Raw genomic sequence first — 526 nt, forward strand, 5'->3', positions numbered from 1 at the left:
ACCGAGCTAAAGTTCCATGTCCTCTCCTGAAATAGTACACAGTTGGGGAAGCCAACCCCAACAACAATGAAACAAGAAAAAAGTAACCGAGGACGAAAGGGATATCCCTTAGATTTCAAGTGGAGAGTCATCGATGACCTCCTAGCCACAGGCGAGAGCATCGCCACCACCAGCCAGCGCTACGGCATCACCGCACGCACCATTCGAAATTGGTTGCGTACCTTTGGTGTAGAGTTACCCAACCAAAGCACTATGAGCAAGACAAACAAGAACAAAGCCGTAGATCCAGATTACGCAGAACTCAAGCGCGAAAACGCTCGCCTCAAAGCAGCCCTCTTCCAAGCTGAGAGCAAGGCCTTGGTCAACAAAACACTACTCGAAGTGGTCTTGAATCGCTACCACATTGATCTAAAAAAAAAGACCGATTTGTAGCCGTGAAACAGCTTGAATCCGCCCAAGTGAGAGATCAAAAGCTCTCCATAACCTACCTTTGTCAGCAGCTAGAAGTCAGCCGCAAAGGCTACTA

The 526-nt window shown here is 48.3% G+C and carries 1 protein-coding gene; it reads left to right on the top strand.

Annotated elements, in window-relative coordinates:
• Positions 1–66: 66 nt before the first annotated feature.
• Positions 67–432 carry a transposase gene (locus PORUE0001_RS00335; protein ID WP_007364445.1) on the top strand — a complete coding sequence of 122 codons (366 nt, stop codon included), beginning with the start codon at positions 67–69 and terminating at the stop codon, positions 430–432.
• The last annotated feature ends 94 nt before the right edge of the window (positions 433–526 follow it).

The sequence above is a fragment of the Porphyromonas uenonis 60-3 genome (assembly GCF_000174775.1).
Classification (GTDB): domain Bacteria; phylum Bacteroidota; class Bacteroidia; order Bacteroidales; family Porphyromonadaceae; genus Porphyromonas; species Porphyromonas uenonis_A.

Bases quoted from the DNA above. Each gene is read 5' to 3' on its own strand.
- PORUE0001_RS00335 (WP_007364445.1), top strand. From the start codon at position 67: ATGAAACAAGAAAAAAGTAACCGAGGACGAAAGGGATATCCCTTAGAT.